23 protein-coding genes, 1 pseudogene and 1 riboswitch are annotated in these 22,335 nt (G+C 40.9%); of the genes and pseudogenes, 4 read left to right on the top strand and 20 right to left on the bottom strand.

All coding sequences use genetic code 11. The annotated features are described in order from the left end of the window. Window positions 1-5 precede the first annotated feature (5 nt). Window positions 6-1,514 (bottom strand): leucyl aminopeptidase, encoded by a 1,509-nt coding sequence (locus tag ACFQ38_RS10030; RefSeq protein ID WP_381480614.1) that lies wholly within the window; start codon window positions 1,512-1,514, stop codon window positions 6-8. 157 nt (window positions 1,515-1,671) lie between these two features. Here ACFQ38_RS10030 and ACFQ38_RS10025 point away from each other — a divergent pair, with 157 nt between their 5' ends. Beyond that, window positions 1,672-2,148, top strand: coding sequence for a divergent PAP2 family protein (locus tag ACFQ38_RS10025; protein ID WP_336824235.1), 477 nt, complete (start codon window positions 1,672-1,674; stop codon window positions 2,146-2,148). A 201-nt stretch (window positions 2,149-2,349) separates the two neighbouring features. Here ACFQ38_RS10025 and ACFQ38_RS10020 read toward each other — a convergent pair whose 3' ends face one another. The 4 genes and pseudogenes from ACFQ38_RS10020 to ACFQ38_RS10005 all read right to left on the bottom strand — a co-directional run bounded on the left by ACFQ38_RS10020 (window position 2,350) and on the right by ACFQ38_RS10005 (window position 5,533). Further along, window positions 2,350-2,622, bottom strand: coding sequence for a YuiB family protein (locus ACFQ38_RS10020; RefSeq protein ID WP_381480639.1), 273 nt, complete (start codon window positions 2,620-2,622; stop codon window positions 2,350-2,352). Window positions 2,623-2,765: 143 nt separating this feature from the next. Further along, window positions 2,766-3,213 (bottom strand): annotated as a pseudogene (locus ACFQ38_RS10015) (NUDIX domain-containing protein). A 525-nt stretch (window positions 3,214-3,738) separates the two neighbouring features. Beyond that, the gene (locus tag ACFQ38_RS10010; RefSeq protein WP_336824239.1) at window positions 3,739-4,956 is read right to left on the bottom strand and encodes an NAD(P)/FAD-dependent oxidoreductase; all 1,218 of its coding nucleotides are present in this window, start codon (window positions 4,954-4,956) and stop codon (window positions 3,739-3,741) included. Between the two features lie 211 nt (window positions 4,957-5,167). Beyond that, a complete protein-coding gene (locus ACFQ38_RS10005; protein WP_336824240.1) occupies window positions 5,168-5,533 on the bottom strand; it encodes a HesB/IscA family protein in 366 nt (121 codons plus the stop codon). A 124-nt stretch (window positions 5,534-5,657) separates the two neighbouring features. Here ACFQ38_RS10005 and ACFQ38_RS10000 point away from each other — a divergent pair, with 124 nt between their 5' ends. Further along, window positions 5,658-6,341, top strand: a complete 684-nt coding sequence (locus tag ACFQ38_RS10000; protein WP_381480611.1) for a DUF2225 domain-containing protein — start codon at window positions 5,658-5,660, stop codon at window positions 6,339-6,341. Window positions 6,342-6,409: 68 nt separating this feature from the next. Here the strand turns inward: ACFQ38_RS10000 and ACFQ38_RS09995 are convergent, their stop codons facing one another. Beyond that, entirely contained in the window at window positions 6,410-6,646 is a 237-nt protein-coding gene (locus ACFQ38_RS09995; RefSeq protein ID WP_336824242.1) for a NifU family protein, read from the bottom strand. Window positions 6,647-6,731: 85 nt separating this feature from the next. Between ACFQ38_RS09995 and ACFQ38_RS09990 the strand changes: the two genes are divergently transcribed. Further along, a complete protein-coding gene (locus tag ACFQ38_RS09990; RefSeq protein WP_336824243.1) occupies window positions 6,732-7,061 on the top strand; it encodes a YuzD family protein in 330 nt (109 codons plus the stop codon). 89 nt (window positions 7,062-7,150) lie between these two features. Here ACFQ38_RS09990 and ACFQ38_RS09985 read toward each other — a convergent pair whose 3' ends face one another. Next, complete coding sequence (locus ACFQ38_RS09985; protein WP_381480608.1) at window positions 7,151-8,215, bottom strand: NAD(P)/FAD-dependent oxidoreductase; 1,065 nt, start codon at window positions 8,213-8,215, stop codon at window positions 7,151-7,153. 507 nt (window positions 8,216-8,722) lie between these two features. Here ACFQ38_RS09985 and ACFQ38_RS09980 point away from each other — a divergent pair. After that, entirely contained in the window at window positions 8,723-8,959 is a 237-nt protein-coding gene (locus tag ACFQ38_RS09980; RefSeq protein WP_336824265.1) for a YuzB family protein, read from the top strand. A gap of 39 nt (window positions 8,960-8,998) precedes the next feature. On the opposite strand, the gene ACFQ38_RS09975 is transcribed toward ACFQ38_RS09980, so the two are convergent. From ACFQ38_RS09975 to ACFQ38_RS09915, 13 genes are all read right to left on the bottom strand, one after another. Further along, window positions 8,999-9,766, bottom strand: coding sequence for a TIGR01457 family HAD-type hydrolase (locus ACFQ38_RS09975; protein WP_336824245.1), 768 nt, complete (start codon window positions 9,764-9,766; stop codon window positions 8,999-9,001). Next, window positions 9,759-10,208, bottom strand: coding sequence for a DUF86 domain-containing protein (locus ACFQ38_RS09970; RefSeq protein ID WP_336824246.1), 450 nt, complete (start codon window positions 10,206-10,208; stop codon window positions 9,759-9,761). The genes ACFQ38_RS09975 and ACFQ38_RS09970 overlap by 8 nt, the downstream gene beginning before the upstream one ends. Before the next feature lie 362 nt (window positions 10,209-10,570). Then, the gene (locus ACFQ38_RS09965) at window positions 10,571-10,879 is read right to left on the bottom strand and encodes a YutD family protein (protein WP_336824247.1); all 309 of its coding nucleotides are present in this window, start codon (window positions 10,877-10,879) and stop codon (window positions 10,571-10,573) included. Window positions 10,880-10,896: 17 nt separating this feature from the next. Continuing rightward, complete coding sequence (gene lipA, locus ACFQ38_RS09960; RefSeq protein WP_336824248.1) at window positions 10,897-11,841, bottom strand: lipoyl synthase; 945 nt, start codon at window positions 11,839-11,841, stop codon at window positions 10,897-10,899. A gap of 190 nt (window positions 11,842-12,031) precedes the next feature. Next, window positions 12,032-12,601 (bottom strand): hypothetical protein, encoded by a 570-nt coding sequence (locus tag ACFQ38_RS09955; RefSeq protein WP_381480604.1) that lies wholly within the window; start codon window positions 12,599-12,601, stop codon window positions 12,032-12,034. 157 nt (window positions 12,602-12,758) lie between these two features. Further along, window positions 12,759-12,866: a methionine/alanine import family NSS transporter small subunit gene (locus ACFQ38_RS09950; protein WP_336824250.1), complete on the bottom strand. Its 108-nt coding sequence runs from the start codon at window positions 12,864-12,866 to the stop codon at window positions 12,759-12,761. Between the two features lie 12 nt (window positions 12,867-12,878). Beyond that, on the bottom strand, window positions 12,879-14,408 hold the full coding sequence (locus tag ACFQ38_RS09945) for a sodium-dependent transporter (protein ID WP_336824251.1): 1,530 nt from the start codon (window positions 14,406-14,408) through the stop codon (window positions 12,879-12,881). A 231-nt stretch (window positions 14,409-14,639) separates the two neighbouring features. Then, on the bottom strand, window positions 14,640-16,223 hold the full coding sequence (locus tag ACFQ38_RS09940) for a Na+/H+ antiporter NhaC family protein (protein ID WP_381480602.1): 1,584 nt from the start codon (window positions 16,221-16,223) through the stop codon (window positions 14,640-14,642). A 140-nt stretch (window positions 16,224-16,363) separates the two neighbouring features. Further along, window positions 16,364-16,544: riboswitch (Lysine riboswitch) on the bottom strand. A 43-nt stretch (window positions 16,545-16,587) separates the two neighbouring features. Beyond that, window positions 16,588-17,379, bottom strand: a complete 792-nt coding sequence (gene yunB, locus ACFQ38_RS09935) for a sporulation protein YunB (RefSeq protein ID WP_336824253.1) — start codon at window positions 17,377-17,379, stop codon at window positions 16,588-16,590. Between the two features lie 75 nt (window positions 17,380-17,454). Further along, on the bottom strand, window positions 17,455-18,843 hold the full coding sequence (locus tag ACFQ38_RS09930) for a bifunctional metallophosphatase/5'-nucleotidase (RefSeq protein ID WP_381480599.1): 1,389 nt from the start codon (window positions 18,841-18,843) through the stop codon (window positions 17,455-17,457). Next, a complete protein-coding gene (locus ACFQ38_RS09925; RefSeq protein ID WP_336824255.1) occupies window positions 18,840-19,664 on the bottom strand; it encodes a sulfite exporter TauE/SafE family protein in 825 nt (274 codons plus the stop codon). The genes ACFQ38_RS09930 and ACFQ38_RS09925 overlap by 4 nt, the downstream gene beginning before the upstream one ends. 2 nt (window positions 19,665-19,666) lie before the next feature. Beyond that, window positions 19,667-20,527: a DUF72 domain-containing protein gene (locus ACFQ38_RS09920; protein WP_381480597.1), complete on the bottom strand. Its 861-nt coding sequence runs from the start codon at window positions 20,525-20,527 to the stop codon at window positions 19,667-19,669. 320 nt (window positions 20,528-20,847) lie between these two features. Beyond that, window positions 20,848-21,897: a 2,3-butanediol dehydrogenase gene (locus tag ACFQ38_RS09915; RefSeq protein ID WP_336824257.1), complete on the bottom strand. Its 1,050-nt coding sequence runs from the start codon at window positions 21,895-21,897 to the stop codon at window positions 20,848-20,850. Window positions 21,898-22,335: the final 438 nt, after the last annotated feature.

The raw sequence follows: 22,335 nt of genomic DNA, 5'->3' as shown, positions 1-22,335 counted from the left end.
TTACTTTATGATTGCTCTTTCTCAGCCATTCTCTCGATGAAAGTAGCCAAAGTACGTACCATTACCCCTGTGCCGCCTTTTGGACCTAAATCATGGGGTGCTGACGCATCGGACGTCCCAGCGATATCTAAATGAATCCAAGGTGTATCCTCCGCAAATTCACCGACGAAACCACCACCAAAGATCATATGGCCATCTCTTCCAGGAGAGTTATTTAAATCGGCAACATCACTTTTGCGGATTCTCTTTTTATCGTTCTCAGTTAAAGGCAGTCTCCAGACGAACTCTCCAGTTTCTAACGATGCTTCCATGAATTCTTCGAAGAACGCTTCATTATTCGTCAAAGCACCCGTTTTATCATTGCCTAACGCAACAATAACACCACCTGTTAAAGTAGCGATATCAATGACATAGTTTGCTCCGGACTGCTTCGCGTACGTTACAGCATCAGCTAACACCAATCTGCCTTCCGCGTCCGTATTCAATACTTCAATCGTCTTGCCGCTTAAAGATGTAATGACATCGTCCGGCTTGAAAGCATCTCCGGAAATCATATTGTCAGTCGAGCCGATAACAGCAATAACGTTTTTAGAAGGACGCAGCTCTCCGATAATTTGCATTGCTCCTAAAACAGCTGCAGCGCCTCCCATATCACCTTTCATGCCGACCATGCCTTCACGAGGCTTCAATGAATAGCCACCTGTGTCATATGTAACTCCTTTGCCGACAAGCCCGACAACATCTTCCCATTGATCAGTGCCCGCATACTTCATTACAATTAAACGCGGCTCTTCAACAGACCCTTTATTGACTGCTAAGATGGCACCCATGCCTAACTCTTCCATCTCTTTTTTACCTAATACCTCAATTTCAAAATCGTATTTTTCCGCCAATTTTGTCGCATAATCTGCCATTTTGGTAGCTGTCAGCATATTCGGAGGCAAGTTCACTAAGTTTCGAGCGGAATTGACAGCTTCCGCATATGTCTTCCCAACTTCAAATGCCGCTTTCATCTCATCCTCATCAGCGTTCGTTAAAAAGGATAATGTTTCGAGAACAACGTCTTTTTCATTTGAATCTGTTTTGTAGCCTTCAAACTGATAGCTGCCGAGGCCAATCCCTTCAGCTGCTGCAAATACGACATCCTCGCATTTTACATCTTCATTCGTAAAAGGCGATGTCCAAACAGCGACTGAAGAAGCTTTTACATTTTTAAGTTCTTTTCCTGCTGCTGCAAATATTTGCCGCAAGCGGTCCTCCGTCAATTTTTTAGAAGGTCCAAGGCCAACAAACATTACACGGTCATATCCGTTCTTTTGCAACGAAGGCATTTTAACGATCTTTTTAAATTCGGTCTGAATATCCCCAGACTTAATCCAATCAATCAGTCGCGGACTAAAAGATTCCTCAAATACCGACCATCCTGTTACGTTCTCTGGATGCTCAGGTACCCCTACTAACAGTACATCACATTTGATTTCATTGAAGTCTGGCTGTAGAATATTTGTTTTCATTTGACAACCTCCCACTTTTCATTCACCTTTATTATATCTTAAACTACCGCTGAACAAAAAAGAATTATTCGAACTTCGGAATATCCTTTCACATAGTGCGATTGATGGTATAATAATTATATATTTTTCTACTTTTTCAAAAAGGAGTGGATGATCGATGGCTCTTTTTCAAAATACTCCGCTCCTAGCGGCATTATTTGCGATTTTCTTCGCTCAATTTGTAAAAATTCCTATCCATTATCTGTTTTCAAAGAAGTTAGATTGGAAATTAATGACTTCGACAGGGGGTATGCCAAGCTCTCATTCCGCCGCCGTGTCTGCATTGACGACAGCTGTAGCCTATGAGGCGGGACTGGATTCGACATTGTTTGCCATATCTGCCATCTTTGCTGTCATCGTTATGTTTGACGCGACAGGGATACGCTATCAGGCGGGACAACAGGCTCTGATCATTAATCAAATGCGAATTGATTTTCAAACATTTGTGCAAGAGATGAAAGGCTGGTCACATAAAGACGGCCAGCAGAAAATACAAGAGCTAAAAACGCTATTAGGGCATAAGCCAAGTGAAGTATTTGCCGGTTCAGTAACTGGCATTCTTATCTCAGTGATTACGTACTCATTTATCATTTAAGGTATTTAGCAAATTAAAAACGGTGTACCTATAGACAATTTGTCTTCGGTACACCGTTTTTATCAAACACCTCATAATTGTATCTGAGTTTAAACGAGCCTGTTACCATTCATTCAATTAGAAAAACGTAACATGCGCTTGCTGCATTCACCTTATCGATCTGCACTCGTATTAAAAAATGAGCGTTCAGCCAATATTATTTTAAAACATTTGATAACCTTGTTTTCGCAATGCTTTTATCACAAATCCAGATATAATCGCTCCAACCAATCCGCTTAACAAAATGATAATGTCGACAGCATGTAGGGAAACTATTTTATCTCCAAGTAGACCGAAAGCATACTTCGGTTTTGTGAAATATTCAAATACACGCACATCATCAATGATCAAGACGACAACAATTGGATATAGAATCGCCATTAGCCATGTCATACGAAGCAGCATATTCAACAAGAAGCCGATGCCGAAAAACATGACAATGAAAATAAGGATAGATAAAATGACTTCCACTAGTGAAATTTGTCCCAAGTCGACTACCTCCGTTTTCCACTCAACATTTTACAGGAAGAGATGAAACCTTTCAATAGAACGCACGTAAGGTCATTGATTTGTCAAAACTATTTCTTGAAAAGCAGCTTATAAGAAGTATAGCCGAACCAATCCCCAGGATTTATTTCATTCATTTGATATAATCCTGATTCGATCGCCTCATCTGCTATTTCACGAATCATTGCCGACACATTCGGATCCTCCTTAAGCTCAAAAGGCGTTTTCCAAGCGACTTCTGAAATCTCATTGACGTCAGGTGCAAATTGTTGCTCCTCTTTCTTCGGACGCAGTAAAAATATCGCTAAATGATCACTGATCTGTCCATTTAATACACCAGTGCGAAAACCGATCATTCCTACCAAATTGCAATCCACACCTGTTTCTTCCTTAACCTCTTGGAATCGCAGCGGCATCGGCTGTTTCTCCACCATCTACAAACCCTGCAGGAAAAGACCAGGCCCCTTTTAAGCCCCCATATGTTTTACGAACGACTAGCCATTCTCCCATGCGGTTCATCACTAAGCCTGACGCGCCAAGCCATACGTTCCCACGCTTCGCAATCGGCACGGAATCACCTCCGAAAAAAGCATCTGCCAATAAAATAGGCAGATGCTCAGCTTGTTGACAAACGCTCGCATACGGCGTTGCTCGTCTCACTCGTCCCCTCATGAACCTCAAGTTCTATTCGGGTCTTCGCTCGACTTCGCGCGGGCTCGCGGGAAGCGAGTCATGCAACCGTTGCCAATCGAACGGCGAAGGGTTCGATTGGCCGTATTTCTGCGTTCTTTGCAGAAATTAAGGCACCTCTAGGACGTGGCGTTCTTAGATTGCCTTCCTTGGCAAGCGTTTTCAAGTCAAGCTGGGCAAACACCTATCTATTGGCTACAATCCTTAAAAAGACTGTAGACAAAGTAAAAAGATACTTTGTCTACAGTCTGAGCATCTGCCAATAAAATAGGAGATGCTTTAACGTCATTCAATATCTGTTAGCCTCTCACTTCAAAGAGTGGACTAATAGGCTATACATTAGTTTAAGTCACATTACTTTAGAAGATTGAACTTACCTTTTTTCAATGTTAAACCGACGCCACCAATCATGAAGAGCGCACGATTATCAACCATTTTCTTCATGAATGAAGCTTTCTTGCCAGTCATTTTCTTGCCGAAAGCCACTCCAATTGCATCGTCATCGCCCAATGATGCAATGCTTCCTTTCAAATCAGGAACGAAATCGGAAGTACGTTCGCCTTTCATCAAAGCGATAATATTATTTGCACACATATCCCCTTGTTGCATCGCAATTTGTGCAGTTGGAGGATAAGGACGATTCGTTTCTTCATTGATCATCAATGCGCAGTCACCGATGATGAATACGTCATCATGCCCTGGAGCACGAAGATCTTTTTCGACTTTGACACGGGCACGCATGTTTTCAATGCCAGTCTCTTCAATGAGACGGTTGCCTCGAACACCCGCTGCCCATACGACTGTACCGGCTTTGATGAACTCGAATTCATCTTCGCCTTTTTTAATTTTAACGCCTTCAGGAGTCGCTTCTACAACTGGCGTTCCAATTGAGAATTCGATTCCTTTCGCTTTTAATTGTCTAACTGCATAATCAACTAATTCTGGGTCGAAGCCAGGCAATACCATTGGAGCTGCCTCTACACAGATGACACGAACCTTTTCTTGTGGTACATCAAATTCTTTGCAAAGCTCAGGAACTCTGTTGCCTAATTCTCCTAAGAATTCAATACCTGTGAAACCAGCTCCGCCGACAACGATTGTCAAACGGCTATCATCTTTCTCATCTTCAAGAGACCATGTTGCAAATTGATATTCAATATGCTCGCGAATTTGACGTGCTGCATTTACGTTCGCAATCGAAAGTGCGTACTTGTCCAAGCCAGTAATACCGAACGTTTCACCTTCGAAGCCTAAGGAAATGACAAGGTAGTCATACGTATGTGTACCGACGTTAGTAGTTACGACCTTACCTTGTATATCGATCGCTTGTACTTCCGCCTCGATAAACTTCACTTTTCCTTCGTTGATGACAGATTTAATTGGATAACGGACTTGTTCAGGAGACAATGTCCCTGCCGCTGCCTCATGTAACCAAGTAGACTCGTAGTGATAATCATGTTTATTGATCAATACGATATCTGCTTCGTCTGCACCTACTGATTTTTGCAAGTTGACGACTGCTGATAAACCGCCGTAACCCGCACCTAATACTAAGATTGTCGGTCTTTTCACGAAAATCGAAACCACCTTTGAATTTATTATGTGCCGGGCCCGATTAAAAGTCGGTTATATGACGATTTACTCAGTCCTGGCCTTTGTCTCTCTTCGACAAACTTCTACTATATAATAGTAGCCTTTTTATAAGGGGTTTTCAACACTTTAACGTTAAAATAACCATTTAAAAAGGAAGGGAAAATCCCTTCCGTCCTATGCTTTCTACTTTTCAATCACAAGCTTCTGGTGTTCCAACCTTTTTCGCCGTTCTAAAAGACGTTCCACAGCCACAAGAAGCGATTGCATTTGGATTGTCGATCGTAAAGCCTCCGCCCATTAAGGACTCTTTATAATCAACTTTTGTTCCTTCTAAAATGGCCGCATCATCCTTGGCGACGACTATTTGTATACCATGCTGCATGAGCAAGTGGTCTTCATCCGATTTTGTTTCTTCGAATCCTAATCCGTATGTCAGTCCGCTGCATCCTCCGCCGTTCACTGCGACACGGAGATATGAACCTTCCTCTCCGTTATGGGCCATCATCTCTTTCACACGGAAAGCCGCAGCTTCAGTAAGTTCAACATATTGTGTCATTTACATCCACCTTCCTGCTTTTTTTCTATCATATCAATCATTTTGTCAATTACGCAATAATATTTGCTCATAAACATCAAAGATGCGCTATAATAAGACGATTAGTACGAAAGGATGATGTCACATGAATATAAGTCCTACTTATGTCAAGAATGTTGAATGCTTGAACTGTAGGGAGAAATTTACTACAACAAAAATCAGATCAAGATTTGTCCGCGTTGCCAAGCATGATAGTGACTTCAAACCCGTTTATTCTGACCCAGATATCCACCCGCTTTATTACAATGTTGCTGTATGTGAGCATTGTGGGTTTTCATTCACAGAGGAGTTCTCCAAATTCTTTCCAGCCGGCACAAAAGAGGAAATTACTAATACAATTACTTCCCTTTGGAGCGGAAGATCTTTCGGGAATGAAAGAACGATTGAAGAATCGATTGAAACGTATAAATTAGCTTATTTAAGCGCTACTATTAAGAAAGAGAAGCCCCTGACAATGGCGGGGATCACTTTACGCTTAGCATGGCTCTACCGAGAAAAAGGGGATCAAGAGGAGGAAAAGCGATTCACTTCCATTGCACGGGACTTGTACACCGAGGCTTTTAGCGAAGGTGACTATGTAGGCACTCAAATGTCCGAGACGAGAGTCCTCTACATGATGGCCGAATTATCCTATCGAATCGGCGATCAGGAATCGACAATCCGCAATCTATCCCGCGTCATTGAAAGTCAACGAACATCTACAGAGCCCCAAATCATTGAAATGGCAAAAAATAGATGGCAAGAAATTAGAGAATTGAGTGCGCAATGAACCCTTTCACCATATAAATAAGAAAAGGCTGTCCTGCAAAATGCGCATAGGACAGCCTTTTCGATTAATTAAAATACTTGTTCAACTTCCACTACACCAGGAACTTCTTCTAACAATGCACGCTCGATTCCCGCTTTCAACGTAATTGTAGAGCTCGGGCAAGTACCGCATGCGCCTAATAGGCGAAGTTTTACAACGCCCTCTTCAATATCGACCAATTCACAGTCGCCCCCGTCACGTAATAGGAAAGGACGTAATTTATTTAAAACTTCTTGTACTGGTTCCATCATTGCTGTATCATTCATTGTTTTATGTCTCCCCTTTCTTTATACTAAGTATAAACTGGATTCATTAAAAAATCCAATATAGAATAGGAAAGGGAATGATCACGTGGAGAAACAGAGGGTGAAAATTGAAATTTACGGTGCAGATATTATATGTGCAAGCTGTGTCAACGCCCCTTCATCAAAAGATACTTACGAATGGCTACAAGCCGCAATTGACCGTAAATACCCGGATCAGCCATATGCTATCGAATACATCGACATCGAATCGGACATAACAGATGAGAGACAGAAAGAGATTGCCCAACAAGTGTTGGATGACGAATACTTCTATCCTTTAGTCATGATTGAAGATGAAGTTGTAGGGGAAGGATATATTCAATTAAAGCCTGTTTTTGCTGAGTTAGAAAAGCACGGTTTTGTCGTGCAAGAATGATAATGAGAGTACTATAATTGAGAAAAACTCCCTCTTACAAAGATGAATGAGGGAGTTTTGTTTTCATATAACAACGTTACTAAACTTAATTAACCATTGTGCCATTTGTACATCCAAAGAACTCCGGATTTCAAAAGTCTTGCAATGCGTCCAGTGACGGTACGATCAGCAAGATAAGCAAAGCCTTGCTTTTTCCCTAATGAACCCATAAATCCTTTTAACTTAATTTCAGGCATCTTTTCGGGTAATGCTTCTCCGTTCCAAATATGGCGAAGCACTTTGACAATCTGCTCAGCTTGTTCCTCTGCCAATTGGGCGCTTGGAGCGTGTGGAAGGGCTGCATTGTCACCAACGACATAGACGTCTGTATAATTTGGAACTTGGTGGTACTGATTTAAGACGATACGGCCTCTATCTTGCTCAATGTCCAATTCACGTACAATGGATACAGATTGAATGCCAGCTGTCCAAACGACAGCATCCACCATGATTTCATCCTCATGATTATAAAGGGCGTTTTCTTCAACTCTTGTAATATTCGAATTCGCGATCACTTCTACATCATGTTTATCGAACCAGTCTTTTACATAATTACTTAAACGCTCAGGGAAGTCTTTCAAAATCCTTGGGCTTCGATCAAATAGTTTGATCTTCAAATCAGGCCTACTCTCCCGCAATTCGCTCGCAAGTTCAATCCCGCTCAAACCAGCTCCGACAATTCCGACGGTTGCGCCTCCGCCTAAGTCCAATAGCTTATTATACGTGAGTCTTGATTTTCCGATCGTTTGGATACTGTTCGTATACTCGGCCGCCCCCGGTACATTATGGTAATTATCCTCACATCCGAGTCCGATTACCAATTCATCGTATTGAACTGCCTTGCCGTCCCCAAGCTTAATTGCTTTTTCCTCCAAGTCAATCTTGGATACTTCTCCTTCAACGAATTCTAATTGCTCATGTTCTGGCAATGCCACTCGAATATCCGAGTCTGGGGCAGTACCGGCCGCTAATGCATAGAATTCTGTTTTAAGACTATGAAACGGCGTTCTGTCGATGAGCGTAATCTTTACGTCGTCCGGTAAATCCTTATTAAGCAGGCGTAGCAATATACGCATATTCCCATAGCCCGCGCCTAATAGTACAAGTTTTCTCATGACAATCTCCTTTTTTCAATTGCATTTCAGCGTTATTTTGTTCGGATGAACCTCCTTGTTCATTACATCGCGAGTCAACAATGTGCAAATCCCTCTCACAGACAGCACTCTCTTGACAAACCCAATGCATGCCATACAATCATCGATGAATTTCGCAATCGCTCTCAATCCGATCTATGATCGCTCATTAACTGAATTTCTACTAACTGACATCTTGTAGAAGTGTTCTTATGGCATCGCGAACCCTATTCTTTCATCTTTAATTCTACAAACATCCGCCGACGACCTATCTTTATACAAATGATCGTTAAACACATTTGGACTTCCTGAAAAATAACAGTACAATGCTGCTTTTCTCGTAGAAATCTTTCATTGAATAAAGATAAATTAATTTCCGTAGTTTTTCCATCTTCGATTATAACAGTTTGTGAGATATTTCACAATAAGACATGGAAATTGACGGGCGACGAAAAAAAGAGTAACATGCCAAGTAGCGAGGTGATCATCGTGAATCCGATTGTCGAATTTTGCATGAGTAATCTTGCAAACGGTTCACAGGAAACATTAGAAGCATTAGAAAAAGATCCAAATATAGATGTACTTGAATACGGCTGTTTGAGCTACTGCACAACTTGTGCGGAATCATTGTATGCTCTTGTAAATGGCGAAATTGTTGAAGCGGATACTCCTGAAGAATTAACCGAAAAAATTTATCAATTCATCGAGGAGAACCCTTTGTTTTAAAAGAAAAGCGAACCGAATATCGGTTCGCTTTTCTTTTATTTATTTCCAATCGGTCAAGCTGTCAAACAAATACGTCGGTTGCATGTCTTTCTTCAAAACTGTTGCCCGATCCGTTACGCCTCCGCTAACATGAATCGTATCAATGCCGAAGCGGATGCCTGCTTGGATATCCGTGTCGTAATTGTCTCCGATCATCACCATATCCTCTTTCGAATAGCCGCGTTGCCGTATGAACTCCAACATATACGGTTCAGGTTTGCCGACAATGGTCGCCTCACGATCGGTAGCTGTTTCTAATAGCTTGACGAATGAACCGTTTCCTGGAACGAGACCTCTCTCCGTCGGGAAAGCTTTATCGCCATTTGTTGCAATAAAATGGGCACCGTTCCTAATGGATAATGCCGCGTTGGACAGTTTTTCATAAGTGATATTCCGATCGATCCCTACTACTACAACGTCAGGATTTTCATCCGTTATGACAAAACCTTCCGATCGCAGTGCTTGTTCAAGCCCCTCTTCTCCAATCATCATAACTTTCGCACCTTCAAAATGCTGTTTACAATACGTAGCAGCCGCAATTGACGAAGTCATAATTTGATCTGTAGAAGCATGAATCCCCATCCTTAATAGTTTTGCTTGAAAACGTTCCGCCGTCATGGAAGAATTATTCGTTACATAATAAATATCAATATCTTTGCCTTGAAAGCTATTTATGAAAACAGATGCTTCAGGAATGACTTCATTCCCTCTATAGACCGTTCCATCCATGTCCAAACATATTGCTTTGTAAGATTTCAATTTATTCACCTGACGGCATGAAAGCCGATACGGGCCCTAATTCGTATTCAAGATAATGACGGACTTTTTCAGGGAATGCTTTTAATTCATCTCTGTTTTCGTACAACACCGATTCAAGTTCTTCGCTGTCCACTTTCGTAAATTCTCGGACAACCGATTTACGTAGGCTAAGTACCTTTTTCAATGGGGATGCCATTTCAGAAGTGATCACTTTTTCATCTTCCATAATGTCAATAATATCATCATAACTTCCTGGATCTCTCATTATAAATCCATCGATCATGGAATTTCCTACGTCAATAATCGACTCAATCACTGTATGTGCCATACGTTCCAATGCCAATTCCTTAATCGGATCAGTCGTCCAGTCCGTTCGCTGTTCAAACAAATCGATTATTTTTTCCATATAAGACAATGTAGCATTGATTTGATTGCGATCAATAAAATACAATGGTGTTCCCTCCCGATAGTCATCTCTCTTTCATCATATCACATCGGTTCCATAATGGAACATTCATACGGCAATCTAGACCATGCAAAAAGCCGGCATGTTTTTTACACATGCCAGCTCAGCTTGTTGACAAACGCTCGCATACTGCGTTGCTCGTCTCGCTCGTCCCCTCATGAACCTAAGTTCTATTCGGGTCTTCGCTCGACTTCGCGCCTTGTCTGACAAGCGTTTTCAAGCCAAGCTGGGCAAACACCTATCTCATGACTACAAACCTCAAAAGGACTGTAGACAAAGTAAAAAGATACTTTGTCTACAGTCTGAGCTCCGGCATGTTTTTTACACATGCCAGCCATCAATTTTCCTTATGGATTTTCTTTTTCAAGCTCTTCTTGCTTTACTTTGCCAACCTTTTTCAATACAAAGTATGCACAGCCAAAATTGCAGTATTCGTACAGGTAATCTTGCAATGTGCTTATTTTAGATTCATAGCTCGCCTTCGGATGATGATCATCGAAGAATCCCTTCAATCTTAGTTGACCATAGCCCCAATCGCCTAAAATATAGTCATACTTTGATAAGACATCGCTATATCTATTTTCCAATGCTTCTTCATTAAAACCGTCGCGGTGATTTTGTAAAACCTCATATTGCGTCTGATCAATAATAATCAAATTCCATCACCACCATTTTAGCTTTTAACTGTTGCTTCCAATAACTCATCGCCAATACGCTGTTTTTCCCTTGCCGCTGCATTTACTTGTTCATCGGCATGGTAGCTTGAGCGAACAAGCGGACCAGCTTCACAATGTGAAAAACCTTTTGACATGGCAATCTTTCGAAGCTCGGCAAATTCTTGCGGTGTATAATATTTTTGGACTTTCAAATGCTTTTTTGTAGGTTGCAAGTATTGACCGATCGTCATAATATCGACGTTATGAGCACGTAAATCATCCATCGTTTCAACAATTTCTTCAAACGTTTCTCCTAATCCAACCATCAAGGAAGATTTTGTAGGGATATCAGGATACATTTCTTTTGCACGTGCGAGCAATTCCAACGACCGATCATAAGTTGCACGCGCACGGACCCTTGGCGTTAAGCGACGGATCGTCTCAATATTATGGTTTAAAATATCCGGCTTGGCATCCATAAGCCTCTTTAAGTTATCATAGTCGCCACCCATATCTGACGGTAACACTTCGACTGTCGTGAATGGGTTTTTGCGGCGGATTGCACGGATTGTCTCCGCGAAAACTTCAGAGCCTCCATCTTTTAAATCGTCGCGAGCTACTGCCGTTACGACGACGTGCTTCAAATTCATAAGCGCTACAGAGTCGGCAACTCGTTCTGGTTCTGCCAAGTCTAACTCATTCGGTAAACCGGTTTTCACAGCGCAAAAACGGCAAGCACGTGTGCATACCGCTCCTAAAATCATAAATGTCGCTGTTCTTCGCTCTCCCCAACATTCATGGATATTTGGACAACGTGCCTCTTCACACACAGTATGCAAGTTTTTTTCACGCATTAACTTTTTTAAATCGGTATAGTTCTCGTTCGTATTAAGTTTAATTTTTAACCAATCAGGCTTTCGAATATGTTCTGTTTTTTTTCCTGTTTCTGGTCTGCAAGACAAAGCAATCTACCCCATTCCTATGTACTTATAATGGATATCAACGCTCTTGTCAATGTATCATATATTCTGACTTCAAACAACTTTTCAGATTTTACTATCATCCTTTTTACCATCCAAAAATGTATGTGAGATTTTTGATATTACTTTTTTTCATTTCAACGAAACAGCGTCTTTCATACATAAGTATATTTTATTTAATTCTAAAATGAAATTTGGAAACGATTTGCTTTTCGGGCTCAAAATAATCTTCTTCATTTTCCAATTCATCCAAGATGACGAAAGAACTCAAAATATATTTTCCACGTTGAGCTGTGACGGATTTTTCATTCTGTTCATCATAGAATTCCCGATTCCAAAGGAACTGTTGTTCAATGGATTCATTTGCTCCTAATTCTACTAAGACATAATCATAGAAAGTACGTTCTTTTACATTCGATAATTTTTGATTGGAATGAGGAGATAAAAATTGATACAACCGATTATCCTTTTCATCAATTACCATTACCGCAGCAATGCCCTCATCAGTCTCTTTCGGTGTTGGAACGTAGATTTCTTTTGTTGAATCATTATGATTTGTCAAAGTCACATGTAGGAGTACTTCATCGTTAGGAGATACACTGTCTTGATTCAGTTGTACTTTCAACTCAATTCCTTCCTGCTCATTCGAGACAATAATCTCCTTTTTCGTTGAACAACCTGTTAATATGGTAATGGAAATTATTATGCTAAACATCGTAGCAAACCATTTATTCACCTTCATAGTAATCATCCTTTTACTGATTTTTCCAATTCTCTTTTTTATACGGTTGAACAGATGATAAGTTTCAGACGGCAACCAAATGGTAGAAAAAGAAAACATGTGAAAGAATAAATATCCTCACATGTTTTCTATGTTATCGTTTTAGAAAATTTATCGATTACCCATTACTTTTCGATTTCATGACCGCATGCACGATGCTTGCCGCCAGTCCCCCCCATATGACGAGGATCCCGACGATCATCATTAAAATTGCTCCACCACTCATAAAGAATCCTCCTTATCGATTATCATAGTCCGTAGATTCAGCAGTTGTTTTATTCCATTTGAAGAACGTAAAGATGATCGCCGCTACGAGTGCAAAAATGGCTACAGACCATCCTCCCGCCATTATGAATTCTGCAGGATATCCTTCATACGTTCCGGTGTCTGTATCATGCAACTTCATAATATTAATGCGCAGCAACTCGATCATCATATACCCTAAGACGAGTGGAGTAATGACCGTTAAACAAATTTTCCATAACATTCCGACTCGCATATCGGAAATTTCATTTGCATGCGCTTCGAAAACACCCAATTTTCTGAATACCCAAGCGATCAAAATAACTTCAATCAGCCCGATTGCCGCTACACCAAACTGGTTGATGAAATAATCCGCAGCATCGAGGAAGTAGAGACCGCCGCGAGTTGCAAATAGCAATGAACAAATCGTTGCAAGGCCTGCTCCGATAATGACTGATTTTGTCCTTGAAATATTAAATTTATCTTGCAAGCCGGCTACATATGTTTCACAAATTGAAATGAGCGATGTAAGCCCAGCCAACACAAGAGAAAGGAAGAAGAGCGCACCAAATATTCCATTCATGCCTGGTATTTCATTAATGATTTGTGGGAATACAACAAAAGCAAGCCCGACTCCAGCTGAAGCAACCTCTGAAACTGCTACGTTTGCCTGTGAAGCCATAAATCCTAAAGCTGCAAAAATCCCAATACCTGCTAACAATTCAAATCCTGAGTTTGCAAAACCTGTGATGAATGCGTTGTTTGTAATATCCGATTTTTTAGGCAAGTAACTCGAATACGTAATCATGATTGCAAACGCAATCGATAGACTGAAGAAAATATGACCGTATGCGGCTACCCAAACGGTAGGACTGGTCAATTTGCTCAAGTCCGGTTTAAAGAATGCCTCAAGTCCCAATACTGCCCCATCCAATGTAACCGCTCTTATGACAACTAAGAGGAATACAACAATCAATGTCGGGATAAATATTCTGTTCGCCAACTCGATTCCTCTTTTGACACCTGCTAACAGAATAACAAATGTGAGCGCCCATACTAATAACAGCGGCCATAGTACACCAGGGACGAAACCGCCAACTTCCCCAGGATTGTCGGCAATGTTCAGTACGCTTCCAAATAAGAATCCTTCGGTATCGCTCCCCCATGATAAATTAAACGAGTAAATCGTATACTTCATCGCCCAGGCGATTATAACTGCATAATAGGTAGAGATGACAAAAGATACAAAAATCCCCCACCAACCGATCCATTCCGCTTTTTTCCCCTTCATCCGGAAGAATGACAACGGTGCAGACCCACGATACTTATGACCAATCGTAAACTCCATGATCAAAATTGGTATTCCCGCTGTTAACAGAGCAAATAAGTACGGAATAAAAAATGCTCCGCCGCCATTTTCATACGCAACATACGGAAAACGCCAGATATTCCCCAAACCGACAGCAGACCCCACTGCTGCCATAATAAATCCGGCGCGTGTTCCCCATTGAGAACGTCCTTCCATTTTAGATCTCCCCTTTCTTTTTTCTGCATCTAACATGTAAGTAAATTCAGATTATTGCGATCCTACAGTTAGTATAAATGTCCATCCTACTAATGTCAAAGTGTTTTTAGTATAGTAAGAATCTTTTTAACTACTTCTATTAGGTCTAAAGATTGTACAAACGCTGCCATTTTCGGGTAAAAAAACTGCCTCATAGTCGATTAGATCAACATATGAGACAGCTGTTTCTGTTTATTCTATGAAGGATTTCACCTTATACTCTGTTTTATTCTTTTTAGATACTATTATAGTAAATAATAATGCCATGATCACTACTACTACGACAAGCCCTACCCAAATGGAACCAGTTAACCCTAAAGTCAAATAACCAATGCAGGATATGATTGCCGCTATTAAAGCATAAGGCAACTGAGTCGCTACGTGATCCATATGATTGGAACCAGCGCCTGTAGAAGAGAGAATCGTCGTATCTGAAATAGGAGAACAGTGATCTCCGAATACCGCCCCTGCCAATACTGCTGAAAGTGCTGGTAGTAGAAGCTCCGGTTCTGCATTGATCATAATCGTTCCTGCTATCGGCAGCAAAATACCAAACGAACCCCAAGAAGTGCCAGTTGAGAATGCCATCAGGCCGGCTAAGATAAACATAATAAGCGGCAAGAAGTGGACAGGAATACTAGATTTTTCTACAACGCCTGAGAGGTAAAGACCCGTTTCAAGCACATCGATCAAATCAGTTAATCCCCACGCAAAAATCAAAATTAATACCGCTGGTAGCATTGCTTTTAAACCACTAACGATCGCTTTCCCAATTAATGAAAATGAAGCCGTCTCGTTCTGTTTCATTTGTGCGATATAAAGACTTCCTGCTAATACTGTACCGACAATCCCCCCCGTCACTAAGGACAATGGTACGTCCGTATTTTCCAAAATAGACCAAATGCTTGCAGACCCTCCTGCACGATAACCGGTCCACACCATCATGCCCAATGTAAAAATAACAAGCGCTACAATTGGAGCAATCAAATCTCGTACCCGGCCATAAGAATGAACAGGAAAATCCTCTTTCAATTGACCTGGAATATCCTTTTCAGGATCGAATAATTCACCTGTTTGCTCTGCACGATCTTCGTGCTTTTTCATTGCAAAGAAATCAATATTCGTCCATGCAAAGAAAAATACCATAGACAGAGTGGCGATCACGTAGAAATTCATGGGAGCCATCATTAAAAATGCAGACAATGGAGAATACGTAATGGCTGCACTCGTTCCAAAAATTAACGCTAACTGCCCGATCAAAAATGCGCCCCAGCTTGAAATAGGTGAAATTACGCAAATTGGGGCAGAGGTCGAATCGATGAAATAGGCCAATTTCGCACGCGATATGCGATGTTGATCCGTAATAGGTCTTGCAATCTGACCTACAGCCAATGAATTAAAATAATCGTCTACGAAAATTATAATGCCGATGAAAACCGTTAGTAGCTTTGCACCGCGCTTTGTCTTAATGCGGCGTATGGCCCATTCCGCAAATGCCCTGCTGCCGCCTGACAAGCTGACAAACGCTGTAAGTATCCCTAATAAAAGAATGAAAATCATTATGAAAATATTATACGTATTCAAAGCGCCTTCTGACCAGAATGATGCTGTCATTCCTGTCCAGATCGATTTCACAGTTTCCAATGGCGAAAAAGATGAAACTAATAATGCCGCTGCTACAATTCCGGATCCAAGTGATAACAAGACCCTTTTCGTTAGCAGCACCATGACGATTGCGATTAATGGTGGTATTATTGATACCCATGTGCCTATCATATTCATTTCCTCCAACTTTATGAATTGAAGAACATAGAGGGGAAAAAATAAAACCGACACCTATTACACTTTATGTGTCATAGGTGTCGGCTTATTCTACGTTTCGTTTGTAAGATAATTGAGCTCTCTTTATCTAACGCACGATCTGTAGCTCATCACACATCTCAACAATGTGTGACAGTGCCATCCCTATTCGGAATGACCCCAGCTATGAAAGGCTTGGCAAGCCATTTCACACTTCGGCAAAACTTCCTTTCCCAAACGGTCATCGATGCCGTCTCTCGTTTGGTACTCTTAAGCATTGCAACCTCTACCTAATCGGTGTTCCTCTTTCTATTAAGACTAACAGGAAATCGAACTTTTTTCAAGGGCTTCCTTGTGTGCCTGTCAGTGGGAAGGGCACCTCTACTTGTGGAGGACTGACATCCCCTCTATTATAAATTTGAGGAATTGGGCTTTGGATTAATCCAATTGCCATTGGAATCCTTTTTTCCACAACACTTTTACGTGTCGCAAGCGGTACAATGATTTGTACGTTCACTTTTACAACAACATCCACCTTTACTAAAGCATTGTTAATGCCAAACTCTTCAATATCCGTTACAACTTCTGTCTGAACTTCCCCAATTACATGAAAACGAATTGGAATTTTCGGCCCTAAATTCCCCAATATGGGAAGATTCAACGCCTGCCCCATCGGAACGAAATAAACAATTCCTCCTTGGCTTTCCATAGCTTTTGGATCATACTCTATGTTTTCGCTAATAGGCAGCATTTCCAAATTGCCGCTTTCAGCTGATGCCAAATGAGCCTCCACAAGGCTTTGCAACTCTGACATCGACTTATTAATAATATCGGTATTAATCGTGTTGACAACCATTCCCGGTGAATCATTTGGAACAATTTCTATAATTTCATTTGCATTATAAAGCTCTGTCGACCTCGATTTATTTGCTTGAGAAATGACATGTGCCGCGATCCTTTCAGTTTGGACTTCCGCATATAGCAAGTATATTGGCGTCAATTTTGAATTAACATAGTAAAAAAAGAGAGCGATTGTTATTAAAAATGCAGGAATTAAAATCGGGAACCATTTACGTTTCGGTTTACGTCTTCCTCTATAATATTTTCGAGGGACTTGACCATGAAATTTCAAACTGATCCCTCCTGCTTCACATTATGCAGGAGGGGCCCCGTTCATACTATCTATTGCCATCTACAAAAGGATTTTTTACAGCGTACCGGCAAAGGTTTCTTTTCCATACCATCCAAGCACATCACGTATGAATTCCGGCATAATATAGTCTTTTTCTGCATCTTTTAAAGTTGGAAAGAAAAATCCGAAAGTAAACATATCTAAGGTTGCTAATGAAATATTCGTTTCAGGAAGAACTTCCTTCTGACCCGCGAACAACTGTCCTGATTCCGTCTCATGAAGGTTTGCAAATATAAGCCCGCCCATTAAAGTCCCTCTAAAGCCAAGCCCTTTAATTTCTGTTTTCGGCCATTCTTCATTCTTTGAGAGACGGATGATTTCCAAAAGCTCCGTTCCTTTTAGTTGAACGACACAAAGATTGATCGGATGTGGCAGCAATGCATGCAAATCTGCTTTTGTCACCCATCCTTGCTCCAAACCACCTAAAAAGAGTCCCCCATTAAAAAGAGCACAATCAGCATCTGTATAGGCGATTAATGATTTACCGAAGAACGATGACAGCGGGCTTTCTTTAAACAGATCATTCTTCAACGGAAATGAATTGTAAAACACCTTCTCATCCATCGATTGTTTGCCGTCTTCAATTAATCGATTGACCCTTTCAACGTCCGCCTCCTCACTCTCAAGTTCACTTGCCGGAATGATCGTTGCATGTTTATTTGCAATACGTCCCGAATCGATGTCGAACTGTACAACAACCTTTCCTACATACTGTCCAAATTTGCCTGTAGCAGCTAACAGTGTTGAGTCTACACACTCTCCTTCCATTAAAAGGTGATGGGTGTGCGCTCCGAATATAATATCGATTTCTTTGCATTCTGCAGCAAGCAACCGATCTTCGTGGATGCCCAAATGGGAAAGACAGACGATTATATCGACTTGCGGACAAATCGATTTTGCAATTTTCCGCAAAGCTTCGCGCGGCTCCACAATCTGCCAATCAAGCTTCGCGTAAAATTCCTTATATTGCGCAGTAGCACCAATAACGCCTATCTTTAAACCGGTAACAGTCGTATAGATTTCATAGGGCTTCATCCATTTTGGAGTTGAATCATCGGTTTCAAATAAATTGCAAATAATAACATCAAAATCAGCACCTTCATATAACGTATTCAATGCTTTTTTCGACATCGTAATGCCTTCATTATTTCCGATTGTAATCGCGTCATAGCCAGCACTGTTCAGCAATGCAACATTCCCCTTGCCAGCTGTTCCGTCCGTGAAGGGGTGAGAACGGTCTACGTGATCGCCTATGTCAAAAACGAGGCAAGTTTCTTCACGTTCTTTATGCTCGGCTCGTTTTGATATTAGATATCTGCTAATTTGCGGCCAAGTATCAAAATGACTATGAATATCATTTGTATGGTAAAAATATATCGTTTCCATCTTTTTTTGCATATTCATCCCCAAATCCCTTCAAAAATAGACCGTATTCCGAATAACAAGAGCATGATCCGCAATAAGAGAACTAACGTATCTGAGTTCATTTTTTTATTCAGCATTGTACCGATAGTCCCCCCGATATACGCGCCAGGTATGACAGGCAAAGCGTAAAGCCAGTTTACATGACCTAACGAAATATGAGTGATCGAGTTGACGATTGCCGAGAGAAATACGATGAACATCGATGTTCCAACAGCCACGTGGGGTGGAAATAAAAACAGGAGGATCATCGCTGGAACAATCATCGTTCCGCCACCGATCCCGAACAATCCTGATGAAAATCCGATTGCAAATGAAAGGATGAGCGCAAACCAAACTGGATAGCCATAAATATAGGTCTTTCCATTGTGATCAATGAATTCCTGCTTCTTTCCATGATCGACAAACCAATTTATCGGCTTCATATATTTTCGAGCTAATAATAATATCGAAAGCAATATAAGCAATATTCCAAAATACAAATTGAAAGATGGCAAATCAAGCCCTTTATTCACAAATGCACCGATTAAAGTGCCCGGAATGGACCCCGCAAAAAAAATCCAGCCAGTACGATAATCGACCGTCTTCACTTTCATATGCGATAACGTTGAGGAGAGTCCATTGAAAATCATCATAATGACAGAAATACCGACGACAACTTGAGGAGTAATTCCCGGTATTAAGCCTAGGTCAATTCCAACTAATAGTGTTAGAGGCACTAAGATTGTTCCTCCGCCAAGCCCTACGATTGACCCCATAACACCTGATATTGCACCGATCAATGCCAATAAAAGATACGCCATTCTTATTCCTCCTCAAAAAAGTCAAGCTGCTTAGGTGCAAGTGACTGGAAGTTAATGCCCATCATTTTTTGAAAACGTTTGGCGTTCTCAGCTGCATGGCCACCAGAATTATTATTGAAAATGACAAATACATCTTTCGATTCGTTTTTTAATTGATGAACAACTTGACGAATTTCCATCAATTCACTGTCTGAGTAATTATACAAATACCTGACTCTGCGCCAAGCTTCATTATCTCCTGTTGTATTGCGCCAGCCATTCACATTCCTACCGTGCAAACGAATAAATACTTTATCATTGCGCGTTGTTTTAGCTATAAGTGGGACACTGCCCTCACCAGCTTGCGGCTCATCGCAAACAGTATGAATAAAATCCAAATCCTTCAGAAAGGAAAGTGTTTTTTCCTGCATAGGTGAATCGTACCATGATTGATGGCGAAACTCGATTGCTACATCGTACCCTTCCAGTTGTCTTCGAATGTATCTGATCTGCTCTACATTTTCCCGTTTGCAATCAAACCAAGGTGGGAACTGAACTAAAATCATAGATAGCTTTCCGGCTGCTCGCATCGGTTCGATAGAAAGCTTAAACAGCTGAAACATTTCTTCGGCAGTATCATACAGTAACTTTCCTCGCTGATGTCCTGTCATTCCTTGATAAGCTTTCACGATAAATTGAAAGTTATCAGGCGTTTCATCAATCCATTTTCGGATATTACGCTCAGGTTGAATAGCGTAAAAAGATGCGTCTAACTCAACGATTGGAAAGTGGGAGCTATAATCTATCAATTTTTCATTTTTCTTGGAGGTCGGTGAGTAAACGTCCGGATGGTCGCCCCAACCTGTCAATCCAATGTAAATCAAAGTATCCCTCTTTTCCGTTCATAGATGAATATTTTCATCATATCATATGTCCAAGAGGCGATTCCGCCATTTTGCATCTATCTCATACAGATATGGGATGCTAATTTGAGGGCGGAACTTGACCTTTCAGCGCGGGAGGATTCGCATTCTGTAGCAGAGCATCTTACTTTGAGAGCGAAAGATTCACATTGGACGTGGAGTTACCTTCTATATGAACTCGGGACAATTTACTTTGGGAACGGAGCACGGACTTGGGGGTTATTATGTACAAACGAAAGAGGCAGCCATAAAATGGCTGCCTCACTAATAATCAAAGAGTGTTACATTTCTCCGCTTAATTTTACTAAAATTTTCGCTTGCGTTTTATCATTCGTCAAAGCCTCAAAGCCTTTGTCCACAATATCATCCAATTCAATTTGAGAAGTGATAACGCCTTGTGGTTTTAATTGGCCTGTACCGATCAAATCAACTGTTTGTTGGAATGTAGTTCGTGTATAGGCAATGGTCGAAGTTACTTTAACACCAGTATTCGTTAATTGCATCGGATTCCATTCAATTGGACGAGCGAAGATTGATACAATAACCATCGTACCCCGAGCACGCGTTGCGTCAATTGCTTGTTTGAAAGTCGGTGCAACACCTGCAACTTCAAAGGACACATCCACGCCATCAGGCACAACGTCTTTAACAGCTTGTACAGGATCCACTTTCCCTGAATTGAAAACATGTGTAGCGCCAAGCTCTTTAGCTTTCTCTAAACGTTCTTCCGACAAATCAAATGCAAAGATTTTGCTTGCCCCCGCTGCTTTAGCTGCAATGATTGTTAACAATCCAATCGGACCAGCACCAAAAACTGCTACTGTATCACCGAATTGCATATTTCCTTCTTTAACTGCTTGTACAGCAACCGCTGTCGGTTCAACTAATGCACCATCCTGCAATGTCATACCTTCCGGCAATTTATAAATAAAGTTTTCACCTGCGTTTACATACTTTGCAAATCCACCATCTGACCCTAAGCCGATAAATTGGAAACCGTCATAAGCATCCACATCTTCATGTTTATTGCCGAACGTATACATAGGATTAATCGCTACACGATCGCCAACCTTAATCGAGGTTACATCTTTCCCGACTTTTTCAACGACGCCGGCAAATTCATGTCCCATTGTAAGTGGTGCTTGTTGTCCAGTTAACGGATGAGGTTCATTGACTGGAATAAATACTGGACCTTCTTGATATTCATGTAAGTCAGAGCCACAAATACCTGCCCATGCTACACGTACTGTCACCTCATTGTCTTGCAATGGCTTCAGTTCCCGTTCTTCCACACGGATATCTTTTTCGCCATACCAAACTGCTGCTTTCATAACTTCATACCTCCTATTTTTGATGAAAAATCTACTGCGATGTATCTAAAACGGAAATAGAAGAATTAAAATAAATTACCTTTAATTCAATATAATTATATCATTTAAACTATAACTTCGTCAAAACATAGAATTAGGTAAGTAGTCTTTTATATGGAAACGAATCGTAATTTCTTACAGTGAATGAAGTACAATATAATTTTGAAGTGGATGCAGGGTACGATGATTTTGAATACGAATCCAGAAACAATGCAATAAGCAAATGCATTTTTATTTATGAGAGGTTATTCACTCATCAATCGTAAGGCTGAAAATGTCATGAACAGTGAAAATAAAGGTTCTAAATCAAATGTTGGGGTGATGTGATTTGCACGTCACCCTTTTACTTAGATACCGCTGAGTAATGTTGATTTGCGCTACAGGGCGGACGCTTTCCGC

The sequence above is a fragment of the Sporosarcina contaminans genome, from assembly GCF_042679045.1.
Classification (GTDB): domain Bacteria; phylum Bacillota; class Bacilli; order Bacillales_A; family Planococcaceae; genus Sporosarcina; species Sporosarcina contaminans.
This window is presented reverse-complemented; position numbering and strand designations above follow the sequence as displayed.

Coding starts and splice junctions, on each gene's coding strand:
- ACFQ38_RS09995 (WP_336824242.1), bottom strand. CDS start 6,646: ATGAATGATACAGCAATGATGGAACCAGTACAAGAAGTTTTAAATAAA.
- ACFQ38_RS10025 (WP_336824235.1), top strand. CDS start 1,672: ATGGCTCTTTTTCAAAATACTCCGCTCCTAGCGGCATTATTTGCGATT.
- ACFQ38_RS09950 (WP_336824250.1), bottom strand. CDS start 12,866: ATGAGTGGTGGAGCAATTTTAATGATGATCGTCGGGATCCTCGTCATA.
- ACFQ38_RS10005 (WP_336824240.1), bottom strand. CDS start 5,533: ATGACACAATATGTTGAACTTACTGAAGCTGCGGCTTTCCGTGTGAAA.
- ACFQ38_RS09925 (WP_336824255.1), bottom strand. CDS start 19,664: ATGGCGTATCTTTTATTGGCATTGATCGGTGCAATATCAGGTGTTATG.
- ACFQ38_RS09955 (WP_381480604.1), bottom strand. CDS start 12,601: ATGAAGGTGAATAAATGGTTTGCTACGATGTTTAGCATAATAATTTCC.
- ACFQ38_RS10030 (WP_381480614.1), bottom strand. CDS start 1,514: ATGAAAACAAATATTCTACAGCCAGACTTCAATGAAATCAAATGTGAT.
- ACFQ38_RS10020 (WP_381480639.1), bottom strand. CDS start 2,622: ATGTTTTTCGGCATCGGCTTCTTGTTGAATATGCTGCTTCGTATGACA.
- ACFQ38_RS09915 (WP_336824257.1), bottom strand. CDS start 21,897: ATGAAAGCAGCAGTTTGGTATGGCGAAAAAGATATCCGTGTGGAAGAA.
- ACFQ38_RS09940 (WP_381480602.1), bottom strand. CDS start 16,223: ATGATAGGCACATGGGTATCAATAATACCACCATTAATCGCAATCGTC.
- ACFQ38_RS09945 (WP_336824251.1), bottom strand. CDS start 14,408: ATGGAAGGACGTTCTCAATGGGGAACACGCGCCGGATTTATTATGGCA.
- ACFQ38_RS09985 (WP_381480608.1), bottom strand. CDS start 8,215: ATGAGAAAACTTGTACTATTAGGCGCGGGCTATGGGAATATGCGTATA.
- ACFQ38_RS09930 (WP_381480599.1), bottom strand. CDS start 18,843: ATGAATATGCAAAAAAAGATGGAAACGATATATTTTTACCATACAAAT.
- ACFQ38_RS10000 (WP_381480611.1), top strand. CDS start 5,658: ATGAATATAAGTCCTACTTATGTCAAGAATGTTGAATGCTTGAACTGT.